This is a genomic window from Clostridium sp. FS41, assembly GCF_000954015.1.
GTDB classification, from domain to species: Bacteria; Bacillota; Clostridia; order Lachnospirales; family Lachnospiraceae; genus Enterocloster; species Enterocloster citroniae.
The window spans coordinates 283,121-303,753 of record NZ_JYHN01000069.1; the positions used below are offsets into that span (position 1 = coordinate 283,121).

General features: G+C 51.1%; 19 protein-coding genes. 1 reads left to right on the forward strand and 18 read right to left on the reverse strand.

Annotation, left to right across the window (positions count from 1 at the left end):
• Positions 1-67: 67 nt before the first annotated feature.
• The 15 genes from CLFS41_RS22835 to CLFS41_RS22905 all read right to left on the reverse strand — a co-directional run bounded on the left by CLFS41_RS22835 (position 68) and on the right by CLFS41_RS22905 (position 16,301).
• Positions 68-895 (reverse strand): phosphoenolpyruvate hydrolase family protein, encoded by an 828-nt coding sequence (locus tag CLFS41_RS22835; RefSeq protein WP_007866869.1) that lies wholly within the window; start codon positions 893-895, stop codon positions 68-70.
• 19 nt (positions 896-914) lie between these two features.
• Complete coding sequence (locus CLFS41_RS22840) at positions 915-2,147, reverse strand: Tm-1-like ATP-binding domain-containing protein (protein ID WP_045093559.1); 1,233 nt, start codon at positions 2,145-2,147, stop codon at positions 915-917.
• 20 nt (positions 2,148-2,167) lie between these two features.
• Positions 2,168-3,223 carry a substrate-binding domain-containing protein gene (locus tag CLFS41_RS22845; protein ID WP_007866876.1) on the reverse strand — a complete coding sequence of 352 codons (1,056 nt, stop codon included), beginning with the start codon at positions 3,221-3,223 and terminating at the stop codon, positions 2,168-2,170.
• Positions 3,224-3,281: 58 nt separating this feature from the next.
• Positions 3,282-4,286: an ABC transporter permease gene (locus CLFS41_RS22850; RefSeq protein WP_007866878.1), complete on the reverse strand. Its 1,005-nt coding sequence runs from the start codon at positions 4,284-4,286 to the stop codon at positions 3,282-3,284.
• 18 nt (positions 4,287-4,304) lie between these two features.
• Positions 4,305-5,798: a sugar ABC transporter ATP-binding protein gene (locus tag CLFS41_RS22855; RefSeq protein WP_045093560.1), complete on the reverse strand. Its 1,494-nt coding sequence runs from the start codon at positions 5,796-5,798 to the stop codon at positions 4,305-4,307.
• A 191-nt stretch (positions 5,799-5,989) separates the two neighbouring features.
• On the reverse strand, positions 5,990-6,988 hold the full coding sequence (locus CLFS41_RS22860; protein WP_007866884.1) for a LacI family DNA-binding transcriptional regulator: 999 nt from the start codon (positions 6,986-6,988) through the stop codon (positions 5,990-5,992).
• A 106-nt stretch (positions 6,989-7,094) separates the two neighbouring features.
• Positions 7,095-8,081, reverse strand: coding sequence for a DUF4825 domain-containing protein (locus CLFS41_RS22865; RefSeq protein ID WP_007866886.1), 987 nt, complete (start codon positions 8,079-8,081; stop codon positions 7,095-7,097).
• The gene (locus CLFS41_RS22870) at positions 8,078-8,557 is read right to left on the reverse strand and encodes an RNA polymerase sigma factor (protein ID WP_007866888.1); all 480 of its coding nucleotides are present in this window, start codon (positions 8,555-8,557) and stop codon (positions 8,078-8,080) included. Before CLFS41_RS22870 ends, CLFS41_RS22865 begins: the two co-directional genes overlap by 4 nt.
• A 251-nt stretch (positions 8,558-8,808) precedes the next feature.
• The gene (locus CLFS41_RS22875; RefSeq protein WP_007866889.1) at positions 8,809-10,374 is read right to left on the reverse strand and encodes an ABC transporter substrate-binding protein; all 1,566 of its coding nucleotides are present in this window, start codon (positions 10,372-10,374) and stop codon (positions 8,809-8,811) included.
• A 135-nt stretch (positions 10,375-10,509) separates the two neighbouring features.
• The gene (locus tag CLFS41_RS22880) at positions 10,510-11,475 is read right to left on the reverse strand and encodes an oligopeptide/dipeptide ABC transporter ATP-binding protein (RefSeq protein WP_007866074.1); all 966 of its coding nucleotides are present in this window, start codon (positions 11,473-11,475) and stop codon (positions 10,510-10,512) included.
• Entirely contained in the window at positions 11,472-12,485 is a 1,014-nt protein-coding gene (locus CLFS41_RS22885) for an ABC transporter ATP-binding protein (protein ID WP_045093561.1), read from the reverse strand. Before CLFS41_RS22885 ends, CLFS41_RS22880 begins: the two co-directional genes overlap by 4 nt.
• A 12-nt stretch (positions 12,486-12,497) precedes the next feature.
• Positions 12,498-13,379: an ABC transporter permease gene (locus CLFS41_RS22890; protein WP_007866070.1), complete on the reverse strand. Its 882-nt coding sequence runs from the start codon at positions 13,377-13,379 to the stop codon at positions 12,498-12,500.
• Between the two features lie 11 nt (positions 13,380-13,390).
• Entirely contained in the window at positions 13,391-14,320 is a 930-nt protein-coding gene (locus tag CLFS41_RS22895; RefSeq protein ID WP_007866068.1) for an ABC transporter permease, read from the reverse strand.
• Between the two features lie 57 nt (positions 14,321-14,377).
• Positions 14,378-15,322, reverse strand: coding sequence for a cupin domain-containing protein (locus tag CLFS41_RS22900; RefSeq protein ID WP_007866065.1), 945 nt, complete (start codon positions 15,320-15,322; stop codon positions 14,378-14,380).
• A 13-nt stretch (positions 15,323-15,335) separates the two neighbouring features.
• Entirely contained in the window at positions 15,336-16,301 is a 966-nt protein-coding gene (locus tag CLFS41_RS22905; protein ID WP_007866063.1) for a hypothetical protein, read from the reverse strand.
• Between the two features lie 221 nt (positions 16,302-16,522).
• Between CLFS41_RS22905 and CLFS41_RS22910 the strand changes: the two genes are divergently transcribed.
• Positions 16,523-17,398 carry a LysR family transcriptional regulator gene (locus tag CLFS41_RS22910; protein ID WP_007866060.1) on the forward strand — a complete coding sequence of 292 codons (876 nt, stop codon included), beginning with the start codon at positions 16,523-16,525 and terminating at the stop codon, positions 17,396-17,398.
• Positions 17,399-17,537: 139 nt separating this feature from the next.
• On the opposite strand, the gene prfA is transcribed toward CLFS41_RS22910, so the two are convergent.
• From prfA to CLFS41_RS22925, 3 genes are read right to left on the reverse strand one after another with little or no spacing between them, the layout of a single operon-like run.
• On the reverse strand, positions 17,538-18,611 hold the full coding sequence (prfA, locus tag CLFS41_RS22915) for a peptide chain release factor 1 (protein WP_045093562.1): 1,074 nt from the start codon (positions 18,609-18,611) through the stop codon (positions 17,538-17,540).
• A 48-nt stretch (positions 18,612-18,659) separates the two neighbouring features.
• Positions 18,660-19,580 carry a peptide chain release factor N(5)-glutamine methyltransferase gene (gene prmC / locus CLFS41_RS22920; RefSeq protein ID WP_007866056.1) on the reverse strand — a complete coding sequence of 307 codons (921 nt, stop codon included), beginning with the start codon at positions 19,578-19,580 and terminating at the stop codon, positions 18,660-18,662.
• Positions 19,534-20,556 (reverse strand): DUF1385 domain-containing protein, encoded by a 1,023-nt coding sequence (locus CLFS41_RS22925; RefSeq protein WP_045093563.1) that lies wholly within the window; start codon positions 20,554-20,556, stop codon positions 19,534-19,536. Before CLFS41_RS22925 ends, prmC begins: the two co-directional genes overlap by 47 nt.
• Positions 20,557-20,633 lie beyond the last annotated feature (77 nt).

The following is a 20,633-nucleotide window of genomic DNA, read 5'->3' on the forward strand; positions in this document are numbered from 1 at the left end:
CCACAAAAAGAGGCGCTTTCCCTTTTAAGGGCAAAGCGCCTCCTCTGTCCGGTTAACCGGTTTTCAATCAAAAAGTAATCTCTTTAAACTTCTCAATATGACCCTTGATGGCCACTTCCACCGGCAGACGCTCCGCACTGGACGCGCCGTAAAAGCCATGGACCCCCTTTGTGTGGGTCAGGACATATTTGGCATCCTCGGGACTGGAAATCGGCCCTCCATGACAGAGGACTATGACATCGCTGCGCTCAGATGTTGCAGCATCATGTATTTCCTGTACGGTCTTTACCGCAATATCCAGATCCATAATGGACTCGGCCCCAATGGAGCCGCCCACCGTACAGCCGCAGTGTGCTACGATCACATCCGCACCGGCCTTTGCCATCCTGACCGCCTCATCAGGGTTAAATGCATATGGCGTTGTAAATAAATCCATTTCGTGGGCAATACGAATCATTTCTACCTCTAGGTTGTAGCTCATCCCAGTCTCCTCAAAGGTCTGTCTCATCCTTCCCTCAAACAAGCCTACTGTGGGGAAATTTTGGACCCCTGAATAACCCACATCCCGTACTTTTTTCAAGAAGCAGGTCATATCCTTAAACGGGTCCGTTCCATTAACTCCCGCCAGGACCGGTGTGTCTTTAACCACTGGAAGTATCTCCCCCGCCATGTCCATTACAATCTGGTTGGCGTCCCCATAAGCCAGCAATCCGGCACTTGACCCCCTGCCCGCCATGCGGTACCGCCCGGAGTTATATACGATAATTAAATCCGTTCCTCCTGCCTCCTCAAATTTGGCGCTGATTCCCGTACCTGCCCCTGTGCCAATAATGGGGCGCCCTTCACTGATATTTCGGCGAAGCCTGCGAAGTATTTCCTCTCGTCTAATTATCATACTATTTTACTTCCTTTCCTTAATCAGTTTTATTATGATCCATGATCTTAAGCAGCAGCTTAACTGCCTGCTCAGCGAACAAATCATCATTGATATTGGCATCCACCTTAACAACAGGAATGTCTTTATGTACACTGCGTTGGATCGCATCAAACAAAACCCGGTCTGCTTCCCAATCGCAAAACGCCTCCCCCTCTCCGTCCAGTATGGATACACCTTTCAGAGGAAGGATAAAGGCAACAGGGGAGTCAGACTTATTGGCCTTTTCCGCAAGTATTTTCCCCAGGGCCGCATTTTCCTTTTTATCGGTTCTCATAAGGGTTACCATAGGATTCCACTCATAAAATATGCGTTTTGCTTTTATGTATGTTTCAGGGACAGTGTCCCGGCATCCGAAATTGACCATGTCAAGACATCCCGGAGCGATCACATGGGGAATCCCGGCAGCTGCTGGGCCATCCAGACGCTGGGGCCCTGCGGACAGAATTCCATGGCAGATCTCATCCGCCCATTCCGTGGTGGTGATATCCAGACATGCGGCGCAGTGCCCGCCCATAATCAGTTCCTCCATGGAACGCCCGCCGCTGCCCGTGGCATGGAAGATGATGGGCGCATACCCGGCTTCTTCCAAACGGGCAGCACATTTTTCCACACAGGCAGTGGTATTTCCAAACATAGAAATACAGATAATGGGTTTATCGTTCCCATCCGGTATAAAATCATACTGCATCATCCCCCAGACCGCTCCGGCTGCCCTTGATATGATCATCCTGGAAAAACGGTTCAGCCCGCAGATATCCACAATGGACGGGAACAGCACAATGTCCTTGGTACCCACATACTCCCTTGTATCCCCTGACGCCAGTGTAGTAATACACACCTTGGGGAACCCCAATGGAAGGCCCTGCATGGCTGTGGCTGCAATGGATGTTCCTCCGCCTCCCCCCATACCGATCACACCCTGGATGGAATGTTCCGCCTCCAATCCCACCGCGATCTTACGGGCGCCAAGGCACATGATCTTCATGGCCCAGCCGCGGTCCCCCTTTTTCCTCAGTTCTTCCAGGGGCACACCCCCTGCAAGAGCTACCTCCTGCGCTGCTATCCGGACAGGGAACGAACCCACAGGTTCAAATATACCCACATCCATGGCAATTATGTCCGCTCCCCTTCTCTCAAGTTCCCGGTACAGATAATCAAATTCCTTTCCCTTGGAGTCAAATGTCCCCAACATCAAGATCGTCTTTTTCATGCTGTTTGTCCTATTTGGTATTAATAATTCCCGCCATGGCTCTCGCGGTATTCCTGAAGGTTTTCCTTTGTTACCAGCAGCGGATCCACATAGATTTCCTTTTCCTTCAATGTTCCGCCTGTTACCAGGGTCTTCATTGCCTCCACTGCCGCCTCACACTGTGACTGCGCGTTCATATCAAAGGAACCTCTCTGTTCACCTGCTTCGATCGCATCCAGCGTATCCAGCTCACAGTCATTTGAATAAATGGGCAGGGTTCCAAGCACTCCGTTGTCCTTCATAACCTGCCGTACACCAGTAGCCATACCATCATTCATACACACCACGCCATCAATCTTGGTCCCTGATGAAAACCAGGTTTCTGTCAATGCCATGGCATCCTCTGCGTTCCAGTTGCCTGCTCCGTCAAACACCACATTGATATTGGGATACTCTGCCAGTGCCTTGTCATACCCCTTGCGGATCGCCACGGTTGCGCCATGTCCTTCCGAGCCGTTTACAATTGCCAGGTTAAAAGCTTCTCCCAGTTCTTTTACTTCCAGGCTGATGGCTTCATATCCGGTCTGGGCCAGGCTGCAGGCCACTACACAGTCAACATATGTATTATCTTCCACTCCTTCATGTAACGTCATAACAAACATACCGGCTTCCTTGGCCTCTTTAAATCCCAGGGTCACGCCCTCACCTGTACAGTCGCACACAATGCCCACATATTCCTTGCTGGCAATTCCCTGCTCGATCTGGGACAGCTGCTTTGCCTCATCGGAATCAGCGGTAAGGTGATCACACTCAAATCCGTTTTCGTTGGCAACCTCCACAAAGACCTCCCCCATATATGACATAAAGGAATTGTTGTTGTGTGTCTGAAGAAACAAGATTTTTCCCAGGCTTCCATCGCTTTTTTCCGTTTGAGCTGATTCACCTGCTGTGGTTTCCTCTGGTTTTGTAACCTTTTCCTCTGATGTCTCCTTTGCAGTTGATGCCTGCGCTGCAGGAGCCGGTTCATTCTTCTGACCGCACCCCGCCAGGCCAAGCACCATAGTTGCCGCCATTGCCACTGCTAATAATTTTTTCATCTTTTTCCTCCTTTTATTTTGGTGTACTTCTGGAATCTTCCAGAGTACACTTTGCTTTTTATTTCTTTTTTCCATTTACACGCACATCAATATATACGGCAACGAATATGATGACTGCCTGCAGAATCTGCTGAAAGTATGTGTTAATTCCCAGGATATCCATTCCGTTGCTGATAACACCCACGATCAGCACGCCCACCATTGCCCCGTACATGGTGCCTACTCCTCCGGAAAGTGAAACGCCTCCGATCACTGCGGCGGAGATAACGGTCATCTCATAGCCGCTGGCGGAATTGGCATTGCCTGAGGAAATACGGCTTGCCATCAGAAAGCCGCAGATTCCGGCGCACAGTCCGCTGATCGCATAGGCGGAGCATTCTATGAGCTGCGTGTTGATACCCGAGTACCTTGCCGCGGATTTATTGCCTCCCAACGCATAAATCCTACGCCCATATGTGGTAAAATGAAGGATCAATACTCCGATGATCACAGCTCCTGCAAAATAAAAAACCATGTAGGGGATTCCATAATTATCTATGATCCCGTCCGCATTATAGGTCCTTCCCAAAAAACCGTTTGATATATTGACAAACCTTTCATTGAGATTAAAGATCGCCTTTGCGTTGGTGTACACATAAGCAGCTCCTCTGGCCGCAAGCATCATGCACATGGTCATGATAAACGGGGGAATCTTTGCATAGGCAACTCCCAGTCCGTTGATGACCCCGCATGCAGTGCCGATCAAAACGGCGATTATAATAGGTATATACAGGGGCATATTAAGATGATCACCCGAGCAATAGCGGGCTGCAAATACCGCGGACAGCGCTACAATAGATCCAATGGAAAGGTCGATTCCCCCTGTGACCAGCACGATGGTCATTCCCACACACAGGATACTGTATAAGCTGACCTGCTTAATGATCAAAAGCAGATTATTTACAGTGAAAAAGGACTGGGACAGACTGGACCATAGTATGATCAGTGCGATCAACACAAACACAATTCCCATTTTTGAAACAATTTTTTTAATATCCGGCTTCTTATCTTTCGATTTCAACATAACCTCGCTCCTCAGACATTATTCTTTTACAATGGCGGCCATAATATTTTCCTGTGTGGCATCCTGCGCAAGCAGCTCCCCAGCAAGGCGCCCCTCCTTAAGAACCACGATCCTGTCACACATGCCCAGGAGTTCCGGCATCTCCGATGATATCATCAGAACCGCCTTCCCCTCCTTTGCCAGTTCCTGGATCAGCTGATAGATCTCAAATTTAGCTCCCACATCGATTCCCCTTGTGGGTTCATCCAAAAACACAATATCAGGCTGTGTCAAAAGCCATTTTGCAACCACGATCTTCTGTTGGTTCCCTCCCGACAGGGAATTGACCGGCTGTTCCTGGCTGTTGGACTTAATATTCATCTGCTCGATCATCCTTGCCGTACAATCCCGTTCCCCCTTACTATCCGGAAATATCCCCCTGCATCGGCTGACTCCCTTTAAGATGGTCAGGCACATATTGGATCGGATTGACCCCACAAGATTCAGTCCGTCACGTGCACGGTCCTCGGGTATGAATGCGAAATGATATCTCATGGCATCCCGCGGACACCTGATATGGATCTCCTCTCCATTTAACAGGACTTTTCCCTTTGTATAAGGATTGATCCCAAATATGGAGGACACTACCTCGGTTCTCCCCGCCCCCACCATGCCGGCCAGCCCAAGTATCTCACCCTTGCGGATGGTAAAACTTATATCGTGGAATTCTCCCCTGCGTTCCAGCCCCCTTACTTCAAAAACAACATCCCCGATCTGCTTTTCCACCCTGGGATATATGTTTTCTATCTTCCTCCCCACCATTTCACTGATCATGACATTCTGCTCCACTTCATGGATCGGGCGGGAACTGATGATATTGCCGTCCCGCAGTACACAGACCGTGTCCGCAACCTGTACCAGTTCATCCAGCTTATGGGTAATATACACCATTGCCACACCATGTTTTTTCAGGTTTGAGATGGTGGCAAATAAAATCCTGACCTCCGAGTCGGTCAGCGCCGAGGTGGGCTCGTCCATGATCACAATCTTGGAATCATATGAGATGGCTTTGGCTATTTCCAACAGCTGCATTTCCGAAACCGTAAGGTCCTTTACCTTGCGGTCCAGGTCTAAATGGATCCCCAGCCGTTCCAGCAGGGCTTCCGCCATTTTCCGCTGTTCCTTTTTTCTGATAAAGATAAATTTGTGAGGCTCCCGCCCCACGTACATGTTCTCCGCCACCGTAAGTTCCGGAAACGGGGACATTTCCTGAAAGATCATGGATATTCCCCTTGACAATGCCTGGTGGGGATTGGAAAACACCACCTTCTCCCCCTCCAGAAAGACCTCACCGGCATCCGCATGGTACTCTCCCATAAGAATCTTCATCAAGGTTGATTTTCCCGCTCCATTCTCTCCGACTAATGCAGTTACTTTTCCTTTCTCCAGTGTCAGATCCACTGAGTGAAGGACTTCGACTCCGTTAAATGACTTCCTTAATCCTTTTATTTCCAACAAAGGAATTTTTGCCATAAAGCACCTCTCCTCGCAGGGAAAAATTAGCTAATTTTTTATTTTTATACAATAATATTAGCATCATAATCAACCTATGTCAATTTAATATACAACCTAATTTTATCTATGTTAGGTTCCAGTTGTTAGACTAACAAAAAAGCCCCCTTACCAATCTCTTACGATCGATAAGGGGGCTTGATATAGCCGGCTCAGTCAACTGCCTTTGTGGTCGCTCCCAGCACCAGCTGCGGAACAATGGAAATCCTTCTCACAGCCAGCCCGGGGTTCTCAATCCTGTCCATAAGATAATGGACCACCAGTCTGCCATACTCTCTTTTGTTAAAACCAACGCTGGTCAGAGGAATGGGAAGATGATCATCCAGATCATTATTAAATCCGGTCACTGACACATCCTCAGGCACTTCAATCCCCATTTTATTCAGCAGGAATATCAGCGACTGGGCATATGTATCCGTGCTGCATATAATGAGGGACGGCAGGCTTCCATTGTTTTTTAGATCCTGCAGCTCATGCACCAGGTCACTGGATTCAAAGTAGTTTTCTTTATCCCAGATATTGGATATTACCACCCCGTACTGGGCAGCTGCCTCCTTGACTCCGTCAAACCGTTTTTTCATGGACGGCCGTTCCAGGGAACCGTAATAGCCGATCCTCGTATGGCCCATCCGGATCAGACGTTCGCACAGGCAGAAGGCGCCCTCCCGGTCCGCAAAATGCATGGTGTCATAGGGAAATAAGTTATAGGGAGGGTATGTCAGGATCATCATAGGCCGGTCATAAACCGCTGCCTTTTCCACAAAAGACAGGCTCTTGTATCCTGCAAACAGTATCCCTGCCGCTTCCTCCGCCTCCTGCTCCACCAGGCTGTCCTCCACATCGGATGTAACCTTTAAATGCAGGGAATATCCGATAAGGGCCAGAGCATTCTCCACCCCCAGCATCACCTTCATCCAAAACCCCGTATCCTGGGCATCATATTTAGGTATAATGAATAAAACATACTTTTTACCGCTGTTCTGCGCCTTCTTTCTCACATAACCCAAACGCTCACAGGCATCCAGCACCTGTTTCCTGGTCTCCTTGCTTACACCGCTTTTACCGGCTATTGCCCGCGACACTGAAAACTTTGAAAGCTTTGTCTCCGCTGCAATATCATCCAGCGTTATCTTCTTTGCCTTTTCTGTCATTTCGGCCTCCGCAACATCTATAATAATATTATTATATAGTATTGCTAATTTTTATTCAAGCCTTTTGTGCGGATTCGGCCGTTAAATCCCCCTCCGGCCTGTTCACTCACTCCCCGATCCCCATCAGGTCCAGAAGTTCCTGCACCTTCTCAGGGCTGTCTCCAAAGGACTTAACAGGCGCGCCGGCGTACTGGGAACACTCCTTCTCCGTGATGGTGCCGCAGCGCTTGGCGGGTCCGCTTTCCAGTTCCACGGTGTACGTCCAGTCAACCTGCCCCAGATTCCCGGTCAGGGCTATGAGCACACAGGAATATGCCCGCATCTTTTCTTCCATCACAGCGGAATTGGATGTGCTGTCCTCAAACTTCATGGTCCATCCATAGGGCTCTTTTGTTGTCTGAAGCTCATTTTTAAAGCTTCCCAGTTCCTTTCCTATGCCCAGAAGCCCGGCGAGTTTTCCATTGGCCGACATGTTCCCCACATAGGGATTCCTGGCCGCGTACAGATCATTGGCAAGGCGGCTCACAACCGTACCGTCCCCCTTCACAGTGATGCCGTTGATATCCATCTGCCTGCCCGGCTGGGGAAGCTTTAAATCCAGGTTAAAGGACCCGCTCCTGTTCCATGGGGATGCCAGGCATGCATAGATTACCAGCCTATCCTTTCCGTCCGCCCCTGAGACCACCTTATAGCGGCTGTATACAGAGGCCGAATTATAGAATACGCCTCCAACCTGCACCCGATCATGATTAACATTGGTGTAAGTGATCATGTAGGAATCCGCAGGAAGCCCAATGATAAACAGTTTTACAAACAGCACAGAGACAGTGAGGAGGAATACGGCCGCGGCTCCTGCCAGCACACTCCTTACGTTTCTCCTCCTTACCTTTTTCAGGTAATCGATCTGCCCCTCCTCCTTGGCGGACCGGCCTTCTCCTTCCACATCCTTTTTCATGCGCTGGTACATTTCCCTGCACTCCCCGCATTGCTCCAGGTGTTCCCTGATCTCCTGCCCGCTTGCCTCACTGGTCAGCCCATCCGCATACAAAGGCAGCAAATCCCTTATGACTTCACATGGTATCTTATGGTTCATAATTTTTCCGCCTCCTTCATTACCCGCTCTTTTCCGCGGTAATAGGTCACCCTTGCCCAGTTCTCACTTTTCTCCATAATCTCCCCAATCTGACCGAATGTAAGGTTTCCCACCAGCCTGAGATACATCACCTCCCGCATGGGATTCTCCAGCCCATGCACCAGCCTCAGGATCTGGATGCTGTCCCAGGAATGGAACATCTGCTTTTCAGCAGAATCCACAGGTATCTCTGCTGCCTCCTCCAGGGGCACATGCTTTTTCTGCTTCCGCAAATGCTCATACCACAGGTTCCTGGCAATGCCGCAAAGCCAGGTGGATACGCTGCTTTTCCCTTTGTAGGTACCAATATTCTTTACCGCCTGGTAAAATGTCTCCTGGGTCAGCTCCTCCGCCAGATCGGGATCCTGTGTCCGGGTCAAGAGAAAACCATATATCATTTTTCCGTGCTTTAAATAGATTTCTTCCATGGAATCCATATATGTATTTCCTCCTTCTGTTAATTAGTGTCACGGCCCCCGGATTCGTTACAGACAAAGACAAATTTTCATATAATTTTTTTATGGGACATTACCCTCAGTATACCCAAAATGCAGCCGGGATTCAACCTTCGCGGCAAAATGCAGCCGGGGTCCATCCTGCGCAGAAAAAGATGCCCATACTCCTCAGAGGAATACAGGCATCTGATAAAAGGTCCAAAATGGTTGCTGAGACCATTCCGGGTTTCTGTTTAATTCCAGGAAAATTCAGACCAGTTGTAGCTTTCCATGGCAGGGCATACCTTGCAGTTTAAATCCTTGTTGTAGGCAATATTGGACACCATATAGAACAGGTTGATCCTGGGCACGTCCTCTGCCTCTATGTCCAAAGCCTGCCTGATCAGATCCAAACGCTGATCCGGGTCATCTGTATTGGCCTGCTGTTCCACCAGTTTGTCATACTCGGGATTGGAGTAGAATGTCATGTTGGAATCCGGGATATTGTCAGTTGACAATGTTCCCAGAAGGAAGGTGGAATCCAGGGTCATGCTTACATTCCCAACCGTATAGCACCCCAGCTTTCCGGCCTTGATATCAGACAGCAGTGCTGCGCGTTCCATAACCTGGATCTCGGCATCCACGCCGATCTCTTTCCACTCGCTCTGTACAATGCTGGCGATCTTCTTGGTGTAATCTTCCCTCACAGAGATAGTGGTCTTAAATCCATTGGGATATCCTGCCTCTGCCAGGAGGGCCTTGGCGCCTTCCGGGTCATACTTGGGCGTATCAATGGTATCCGCGCCCGGGTTGGGAGTGGTCTGGTCAGTGAGAATGATCTCTGCCGGCATTCCTGCGCCGTCCATTGCGCCTGCTATGATATCATCGCGCTTTACAGACATAGCCAGGGCTTTTCTCACCTTTACGTCATTAAAAGGCTCTGCGTTTACATTAAATGCAAGATTCCAGATTGATGTGCCGTTGGTCTCCTGGTATCCCAGTTTATCGTTGGACTGTACGGTCATTACATCCAGCCCTCCTATATTGTGCACCAGATCCACATCCCCGCTCTCCAGGGCAACCATGGCAGTGGTGGCTTCCTTGAGCACACGCAGTTCAATGTGTTTGATGGCCGGCGCACCCTTATAGTAGTCCTCGTTGGACTCCAGGATGATCTTGCTTCCCTTCTGCCATTCCACCAGCTTGTATGGACCGCTTCCGCTTGGCTTTGCAGCGTAGTTCTCATCACCCACAGATTCCACATATGCCTTTGATACAATGGCGCTGTTAGTCTGGGTCAGATACTGGAGCGCTGCCAGCTCCTTATACTTTAAATTCACTTTTACCGTGTTTTCGTCCACAACCTCAGCGCTGTCCATAAAGGATGTGTACAGCTCAGACTGGGGCTTGTCAATGGCCCTGTTCAGGGAAAACGCCACGTCCTCCGCTGTCAGGGCGGAACCGTCCTGGAACTTCACGCCCTCATGCAGATGGAAGGTGATGGACAAACCGTCCTCCGCCACATCCCATGAGTCCGCCAGTCCTGGCACCACGTTGCCCTCCGCGTCCCTGCGCACCAGCGGATCATGAAGGTTGAGGATGATCATGCCTCCGATGGAGTCTGCTGCCAGCTGTGGATCCAGGGTTGTGGGTTCATTGGTCAGCGCAATGGTCAGGGAATCCTTGGTTTCCCCGGATGCCGCTGTCTGTGTCTTTTCAGAGGACGCGGGCGCATCCGTGCTTTTTTGTCCGCCGCATCCTGTAAGGGTTAAGGCCAGCACTGCTGCTGTAATGGCACAGTTCAACATTTTCTTTTTCATAACTTCTCCTCCTATTTGTGTTGTGTACCCCATATTTATGAGGCGTACACGGTGTGTACGTTGATCCGATTCGTGTGCGGCCTGCGGGAAATCAGCCGCAGATATGAGCGCCGGGGAGACTCCGGGAGTTCACTGCTATATAAGATTACAGGCAACAAAATGACCTGCGCTCACCTCTCGAAGCGGGACCGGGCTGCCCCAGCATCCGTCAGTGGCAAGGGGACAGCGGGTTGCAAAACGACATCCCGGTTTGGGATCAATGGGGCTTGTTACCTCCCCGTGGATAACGGGTTTTCTCTTTCCCCTCAGTGAGATGTCAGGCACCTGGATGGCATCTAGAAGCGCTTTTGTATAGGGATGGATGGGGTTGTCAAACAGTTCCTTTGACTCACACCGCTCCACACACTGCCCCAGATACATGACCGCAATCTCATCAGAGATATGGCGCACCACTGAGAGGTCATGGGTAATAAACATGTAGGTAAGGCCCATATTATCCTGGAGATCCATCAGCAGGTTGAGGATCTGCGCCTGAATGGACACATCCAGGGCCGATACCGGCTCATCACAGACAATAAACTTGGGATTTACGGAAAGGGCCCTGGCAATTCCGATCCTCTGACGCCTTCCGCCGTCCAGCTCGTGTGGGTAGGCACTTTCCAGGCGCGGGGCCAGGCCCACCGTCTCCATCAGCTCCGCCACCCTTTCCCGAAGCTGCGCTTTATTCTTCATCACCCGGTTGACCACCAGGGGTTCCGCGATCAGCTCGCTGACCGTCATACGCGGATTCAGGCTGGAATAGGGGTCCTGGAAAATAATCTGCATTTCCTTTCGCAGTTCCCTCAGCTGGTTGGGATTGCAGGACAGGATATCCTTTCCATTATACAGTATCTTTCCCTCTGTGGCCGGTGTGAGCCTGAGGATGGTCCTGCCCAGGGTGGATTTTCCGCACCCCGACTCCCCTACCACACCCAGGGTCTTCTGGGGGCTGATGGTCAGGTTCACATCATCCACTGCATGAAGCACGCCGGAACCTGTATCAAAGTATTTCTTCAAATGGACTGTCTCGATCAAAGGCGTATTCTGGCTGTTCCGGCTCATATGCGCATAACCTCCTCTCCGTCAGATGTCACATTCTCCTTACCAACAAACAGATGGCAGGCGATCTCATGGGTGCCCTCCTTGCAGACCGGGGGCAGACTGTGCCTGCAGACTTCCATGCAGTGGGGACATCTGGTGTGGAACTTACATCCCTGGGGCAGGTTGGTTGGATCAGGCATCAGCCCAGCAATGGGATTCAGGCGTTTGGCATCCCCTGTCATGCTGGGAATGGAGCCGAACAGGCCCTGGGTGTAGGGATGGTGTCTCTTCCCCGTGAATATATCCTCAATGGTCCCATGCTCCACGATCTCACCCGCATACATAATGGCAACCCGGTCGCAGGTCTGGGCGACCACGCCCAGATCGTGGGTGATCAGCAGCATGGATGTACCGAACCGTTCCTTTAATTCCTCCATCATTCCCAGAACCTGGGCCTGGATCGTCACATCCAGAGCCGTGGTGGGCTCATCTGCGATCAGCAGCCTGGGATTGCAGGCCAGGGCCATGGCAATCACCACCCTCTGCTTCATGCCTCCGGAAAATTCATGGGGATAGCAGTTTTTCCTGGCAGCAGGTATTCCCACCAGTTCCAGCATCTCCTCCACCTTTTTTCCCATCTCTGCCCGGCTCAGGTTGTTGTGGTTATGGAACTGAAGCACTTCCAGGATCTGGTCCTCCACTGTGAGCACAGGATTCAGGCTGGTCATAGGATCCTGGAAGATCATGGCGATCTTCTGTCCGCGGACGGACAGCATCTCACTCTCCTTTAGATCCAGCAGGTTTTCCCCGTCAAAAAGCACCTGTCCCTGCTCCACCTTTCCAATACGCTCCGGAAGGAGGCGCATAATGGCAAGGGCCGTAGTAGTCTTTCCTGCCCCGGTCTCACCTACCAGGCCCAGGGTTTCCTTTGTATGTACCGTCAGGCTGATACGGTTTACGGCATGGACAGTCTCCTCGTCAGTCTGATATACAATGTTTAAATCTTTGATCTCCAATAATGCATCTGACATACCTGTCCCCCCTTAATTTTTAAGCTTGGGATCTAACGCATCCCTCAGTCCGTCTCCCAATAGGTTAAGCGCCAGGGAGGTCAGTATAATGGCCAGGCCGGGGAACAGGGTAATGTACGGGGAGTACCTCATAAAATCCCGCCCTTCTGCCAGCATGGAACCCCACTCCGGAAGGGGAGGCTGAACGCCCATGCCGATAAAACTCATTCCCGCGGCTGTCAGTATCATTCTTCCCACGCCCATGGTTGCCTGGATGATGATGGGGCCCATGGCATTGGGCAGGATGTGTTTTACAATGATATAGGAATCCCTGGCCCCGCTGGCTATGGCTGCCTCTATGTAATCCTGGTCGATCACGGTCAGGATGGAGGAACGGATCACCCTGGTAAAGGGAGGGATCCTTGCTATGGTAACGGCGATCAGCAGGTTGGTCATGCTGGGCCCCAGGGAAGCCACAATGGCCATTGCCAGGAGCTCACCCGGGATTGCCAGAAAGGTATCCAGCACACGCATGATAACATTGTCCACGCGGCCTCCGTAATAGCCTGCGATCGACCCCAGGATCCCGCTGATACAGACGCTGCCGACCGTGGCAGCCAGCCCGATGACAATGGAGATCCTGGCCCCATGGACTACCCTGGCAAAGATATCCCGGCCGTAGGCGTCCGTTCCAAACCAGTGGGCCGCGCTGGGCGGCTTCAGACGGTTGGCCACATTCTGGGCGATCACCTGGGTGTCATAGTCGCAGATCACATCCGCAAATACGGCAAGGATCACCATGACGGAAAATATGGCAAGGCCCAGCATGGCTGCCTTATTCTTTTTAAAACGTTTCCAGATCTCATAGGCGGGACTGTTCCGCTTCACAGCTGTTTTTTCACTTTTTCCACTCATATCTTCTGCCCTCACTTACTGTATCTTGAACGTATACGCGGATCAATAAATGCATAAAGGAGATCCACAATCAGCATGATGATACAAAACAGGGCGGCCAACATCAGCACGGCGGCCATTACCTGCGGCGTATCCTTGCTCCGGATCGCGTCAATGGCCAGTGTCCCCACTCCCGGCATGGCGAATACGGACTCTGTGATCACAGAACCGCCCAACAGCGCGCCGAAATGCATACCTGCCACTGTGATGACCGGCAAAAGCGCATTTTTCAGGGCATGCTTCCATATGACCACCATGCTGGTGGCTCCCTTTGCCTTTGCGGTACGGATATAATCCTGGCGGATGACTTCCAGCATGGTGGAACGGGTCAGACGCAGGATCTCCGCCGCCCCGGGCAGGGCCAGGGTAACAATGGGCAGGATAAAACTCTTAAACGAGTCCGCTCCGTTGGATGGCAGCCACCCCAGCTTCAGTGCAAACAGCAGGATGGACAAAAGGCCCAGCCAGAAGGCGGGAATGGATGAAAAGAACATGGCTGTGACGGAATTGATAACGTCCAGGGCAGAATACTGCTTTACGGCGGATAAGATCCCAAGAGGCACTCCAATGGCCACGGACAAAAGCATGGCACCCGCGGCCAGCTTCATAGTGGTTGGAAACCTGGAAAATATCTCGGTAAACACAGGCGTCCTGGTGCGGTAGGATAGTCCGAAATTCCCCTGAAGGGCATTGAGCACATAATCCACATACCGCAGCCAGAAGGGCTTATCAAGCCCCAGTTCCCGGGTCAGCTCCTCTCTGGCGGACAGCGGGGCGTTATCCCCCAGAACCAGGGAAGCCACATCCCCCGGAATCATATTCATGATTGTAAAGATAATAAAGCTTACGCCCAATAAAATGGGTATCAGCAGCAACAGTCGTTTTATAACATACTTTCCCATACAGGCTTCCCCTTTTCGCTGACAGCAGGAACTGTTTAAGACGCTTTTGGCCCGCGCCTAAACCCTGCTGATTTTTGTGATGCAGCTGTTATTCTGCCGGAATATTTCCCTGACATCCTCCCAGTTGTTTACCAGGTCCTGACGTCCTTCCAGCTTTTTCTCCACGATCTCTGCCAGGCGCAGTCCCAGTGCCTTTACATTATAAGCATGGACCACGGTTCCATGATCCAGTATTTTCATGGAATAATTGGTATATGGAGGAAAATGCAGGATATCACGGGCATTTGCCACAAAGGTCCCGCCCAGCACGGTCACTTCCACGCGGCCTTCCTTCACCACATACAGGTCCCAATCAGGATGAGGGCTGTCCCATTCCACACAGATCCCCTTTTCCATCACAAATTCCCAGACTTCCTTTTCCCCGCCCGTCTCATGGCGGCCCACCTTCTGGTTGCACACAATGCCGTCAAACACAAACCTGGCAATGCTCCCTCCCTTGGGCCGGATCTGCGCCAGCTGCTCCTTTGGCACCACCTCCGGTTCAGGCTCTCCCAGACGCATGGTATGGTGCTTCAAACGGTACTCTGCCATAAATGCATCATCCTGGAGTTTTTCAGGATAGCTCCTGTCTATGAGCTGCTTTTCCAGGATGCCTCCGTACATGTTCATGCCTGAAAACAGCTCCCGCCATATGGTCCCCTCCTCCAGGAAGCGGAATCCATGGGACATATACGGCTCAATGTGGATCATGTCCCCTGTCTCTGCTATGGCTCTCTTTCCATTGATGGTAACCTCCACACTGCCCCTGTCAATGGCAAATGTCTCATACCCCTTCTTATGCTCATGGTAAGGGACAAAAGCATTTTCCTGATAATACACATCACTCATCTCATTGTTCAGCGTCTCCCCCACCGGAGCAATAAAAAGATAATCCTTACAGTCCTTTTCCTCCAGTTCATGGATATAATCATCCGGCGTTATATGTATTTTATAATCGAACATACCCTTCCATCCTTTACACAGTTATTTTCCGTATCCCGGTAATCCAGCAGTTGTTCTCACGCAGTATCTTCTCCACATAGCCCCAGTCCTTTAGGTTTTCAGGAGAGCGCTTCTTCTCTGCGTTGAGGCGTTCCATGATATGCATCAGATAGGACTGTACATTGTAGGCATAAATCTGCGTCCCCTCCTCCAGCACGGTGAGGGTGTGCTTGTAGTAAGGCGGGATATTGATAACATCCCGTTTTTTGGCCACAAAATCATGGCCGTCAGCCTGAACGTGGACAGAACCTTCCATAACCAGATACACATCATTTCCCGCATATGGATAATTCCACTCAATCTGAAGCCCCTTTTGGGGAAGGAGTTCCCAGATTTCCTTTACTCCGTCCGTCTCCCAGCGTCCCACCTTCAGGTTCAGCCGGATCCCCTCCATGTCGAACCCCGCAATGGCCCATCCCCTTGGACGTACGGCAGGAATGTCATATTTGCCGGCCGGCTCCGGAACAGGATCCTCCCTGTACAGGGTTCCTAACAGGGTGTATCTCCTGGCTTTGAATTCCTCATCCTCCCAGTACTGCGGGCTGTAGGTACGGATCACATGTTTGTCCTCCACACAGTTATACATGTCCATGTCCTGGAACATCTCCCTCCAGATGGTATTTTCCTCCAGGTAGCGGTATCCGTGGTTTACATAAGGACGGATATGTACGATGTCACCCCGCTCAATAATACATTTCTTCTTGTTGATACAGACCTCGGCAGACCCCCCATCGATCAGAAAGGTCTCATAGCCCTTCTCGTGGTCGTGATAGGGAACAAATGCATCCTTGATGTAGACCGTATCTCCCAGCTCATTCACCATTCTCCCACCCTGGGGACGAATCAGCAGGTCCCCGTGATTGTCGCTGTCCGGTATGGAATACAGCACATCCTTCAGGGGATCAATGTGCATTACGCTCCGCAAATTCTCCACACTCATGTTTTCTCCTCCTCCACTCACTTATTTTATCACTTTAAACAGCTAAAATTCCGGGATTCAAAAAAAGGAAGGCTGCCTTGCCTCAATGCAACTCTTCCGGGAATCCACTTTTCATTTTATGAAAAATAGTATATACTATTTTTATAATTCTGTCTAATATATGTTTATTTATGTTTTTCATATCTTATAGGTTATAGATCTTCAAACAAGGAGGAATTACTATGGAACTGCTGCAGCTCCGCTACTTCTGTGTGGTGGCAAAACATCAGAATATGACAAAGGCGGCTGCCGAACTGATGATCTCCCAGCCGGCCCTGAGCAAAACGATCATTGCCCTGGAAAAGGAACTGGGCACCCCCTTGTTTGACCGGCGTAACCGCTCCATTTTCCTGAACCGCGCAGGAGAGATCTTTTACCAAAAAATCGACCAGGGCATCAATCTCATTGACGACACGGTGTCTGAGGTGGGCGAGCTGTCCAACGAACCCTTTGGCAATATCAAGCTCCTGGTGCTGGCAGCCTCTTCCTATATGCCTGAGTTTTATATTGCCTTTCACCAGCGCTATCCCTATATCAAGCTGCAGCTGAGCAACTATATCCGCGCCGAGCACCTGTTTATGTATGACTGCGACTTTTGCTTTACCGCCAATGACAGCTACACTCCCCTGGCGGGCAACTGCGTCATCCCCATACTGACCGAGCGCTTTGTGCTGGCCGTCCACAAAGACCATCCCCTGGCCTCCCGGACCTCCATCCATCTCAAGGAAGCTGCTTCCTATCCCTTTGTGGCATCCAACCGAAAGGAGGATCTGGAATTCTATTGCCTAAAAGCCGGATTCCGGCCCAATATCATTGCGGAATGTGACAACGGCACCACCTATGAGGCCCTGATGCGGCACGGGGTAGGTATCTCCATCATTCCTGAGATCACCCTGGGATCCGTGCTCCCCCGCGATATTGTGTGCATTCCTCTTATCCACCCGGTGCTGGAACGTACCATCAGCCTTTCTTATGACACCAAACGGCGCATGTCCAATGCCGGACGTCTGTTTAAAGATTTCTGCATGGAGTATTTTAAGGCGGAGCCGGTCAGCTGAACCCTGAAAACATGGAAGACTCAATTGACAGAAAGGATAAAAAGTGCCCGATATCAGCTGTTAAAACCAATCTCGGGCACTTTATTTTCTTCTCTCAGCATCTGTATTTGCAGATGATACAACTGCTCATGGTATCTTCCTAATTTTCGTTCATCTTTGCCAGCTTCGCCGCCTGGTCGGCCGCGATCAGGTTATCCAGGAGCTCCTGTATATCCCCGTTCATAATGGAATCGATCTTATACAAGGTCAGCTTGATCCTATGGTCCGTGACACGGCCCTGCGGGAAGTTATAGGTACGTATCTTCTCGGACCGGTCGCCGGTTCCGATCTGGCTGCGCCGCTCCTCCGCCTCTGAACTCTGGCGTTTCTCCAGTTCAATGTCATACAGCTTGGAACGGAGCAGGCGGAAGGCCTTTTCCTTGTTCTGAAGCTGCGATTTTTCAGTCTGGCTGTAGATCACAATGCCGGAGGGCATATGGGTCAGACGGACCGCGGAGTCCGTGGTATTTACACACTGTCCTCCATTGCCCGATGCCCTCATTACATCGATACGGATATCGTTCATGTCAATCTGTACATCCACATCCTCCGCCTCAGGCATGACGGCAACCGTTGCAGTGGAGGTGTGTATTCTGCCGCCGGACTCAGTCTCCGGCACACGCTGCACACGGTGTACGCCGGACTCATACTTAAGCTTGGAATATGCGCCCTTTCCCGTCACCATGGCCACCACTTCCTTAAAACCGCCGATCCCGTTCTCATTCAGGCTGACGATCTCCACCTTCCATCTCTGGCTGTCCGCATACCCTGAATACATGCGGTAAAGCTCGGACGCAAACAGTGCTGCTTCGTCCCCGCCTGCCCCTGCGCGGATCTCCAGGATGATGTTCTTATCATCATTAGGGTCCTTTGGAAGCAGCAGGATCTTAAGTTCATGCTCCAGGTCCTCAATGCGCTTCTTGGCATCGGACAATTCCTCCTTGGCCATCTCGCGCATCTCATCATCGCTTTCTTCCTCCAAAAGAGCAAGGCTGTCCTCCACATCCTGCTTTGCCTGCTTGTATTGTTTGTAGACATCCACAATAGGGGCCAGATCAGCCTGCTCCTTCATCAGCCTGGTGAACCGCTTGGTATCCTGGGTCACGGCCGGGTCACCCAGCATCAGCATCAGTTCCTCATAGTGAATCAACATATCATCTAACTTATCAAACATAGTTTTCTCCTGCCTCTATCCAATCACTTTACCTGTTACGTACCATTCTTATTCCCAGTCCGCCCGCACCACACGGTCCAGCCCGGCCATATCTTTTCTCACTTCCACCTGTCCGTATCCATGGTCGGTAAACAGTTCTTTTACCGCCTGCCCCTGGTCATATCCGATCTCCATGTACACACTGCCTCCCGGATTCAGATGGTCCTTACATTCCGCGGCCAGGATCCGGTAAAACTTCAGTCCGTCCTCTGTCCCGTCCAGTGCCATCCTGGGCTCGTGGTCCCTTACCTCAGGCTCCAGCTCCTCGATCACCAAGCTGGGTATATAGGGAGGATTAGAGACAATGATATCATATCTGTCTTCTGATCCCAGGCCCTCAAACATGTTGCTGTGAACAAGCCTGAACTCCCCTTTATATGGTTCCAGCAGACGGTCCGCGTTCCGCCCGGCCACGGCCAGGGCCTCCTCAGATACATCCAGGGCCGTAACCCTCCCATAGCCGCCCATGAGAGCCAGGCTGATGGCAATGCACCCCGACCCCGTACACACGTCCAAAAGCGCGGTATCCCTGTTAAGGTCTGTCTTTTTGTTGTAAGCGTTATCTCTGCCCCAGGCCCCGTCCTTACCGCGCCTGTCCCCCAGCACCAGTTCCACCAGAGTCTCCGTGTCCTGGCGCGGGATCAGCACATGCCCGTTCACAAGGAACTCAAACCCCATAAACTCCTGGACACCGGTAAGGTGCTGCAGCGGGATCCGGCCGGCCCGCCTGCGGATCAACTCCTCATATGTTCTGCGCATTTCCAGGGTTTCCTCATCCTCTGGAAGTTCCCTGTTCTTTACTGCCAGCAGGGACGCCAGATTTAAGTGAAACGCCTCCATCAAAAGATATCTGGCATCCAGTGCCTCATCCGGCACTCCTGCCTTATTCAGTATCTGCGCACCCTGCCATAGCAACTGCTGTATGGTCATGTCCTGCCGCTCCTTTGCAGTCTTCCCTGCTGCTGTTCTCTCTCCAGCCCGGAAATGTCTCATCCAGATATTGTCTCCAGTCAAACACGGTTTCAACCGCGGCAATGGCAACTTCTATCATTGTGTCGTCAGGCTCCGTGGTGGTCAGCCCCTGCATCCACATACCGGGACGGCTTAAAACATTCACCAGCTTGGAATCATGCCTTCCCGCAAAGCGCAGGAACTCATAGGATACACCTGCAATGACCGGGATCAGAACAATACGGCTGACGATCCTGAGCCAGATGGTGTCCACGCGGATCACCAAAAAGAACAGGATACTGATGATCATAACGATCATGATAAAGCTGGTGCCGCAGCGCTTATGCTCCTTGGAGCTGGCCCTTACATTATCCACGGTCAGTTCCAGCCCGTGTTCTATACAGTTGATACACTTGTGCTCCGAGCCGTGGTACATGAACGTCCTCTTTATATCCTCCATCCTGGACACCAGCTTGATATACAGGATAAAGATAAGGATCCTGATCACGCCCTCCAGTATGGCCATCACGGTCTCCGAGGCAATAAAGCTTTTGCAGATCCGCGCAATGAACAGGGGAAGCACCATGAATATGCCGATGGCCATGACAAAGGAAAATACCATCACCACACTCATGAGTATGCTCTCCAGCTTCTCCCCAAACACCTTATCCAGCCATGCCTCAAACCGTCCCGGCTCCGCCTCCTCATCATCCTCAAAAAAGCTGCAGGACCAGGTCAGGGCACGCATTCCCACAACCATGGAATCTATAAAACTGAAAATACCCCTGATAAACGGAAGTCCAAGAAACTTGTGCTTCTTGGTAATGCTTACGTAGGTATCCTTTTTCACCTCAATATCCCCGTCCGGCTTGCGGACTGCAATGGCGTAATCATTGCCGTTCTGCATCATGATGCCTTCAATTACGGCCTGACCGCCAATTCCCGAATATTTCATCCTTTCTTACCTTTCTGTGAGATCCATACTACGCCGCGCAGATATCAATCGGCCAAGCGCCTTAAATCCGCAGGGCG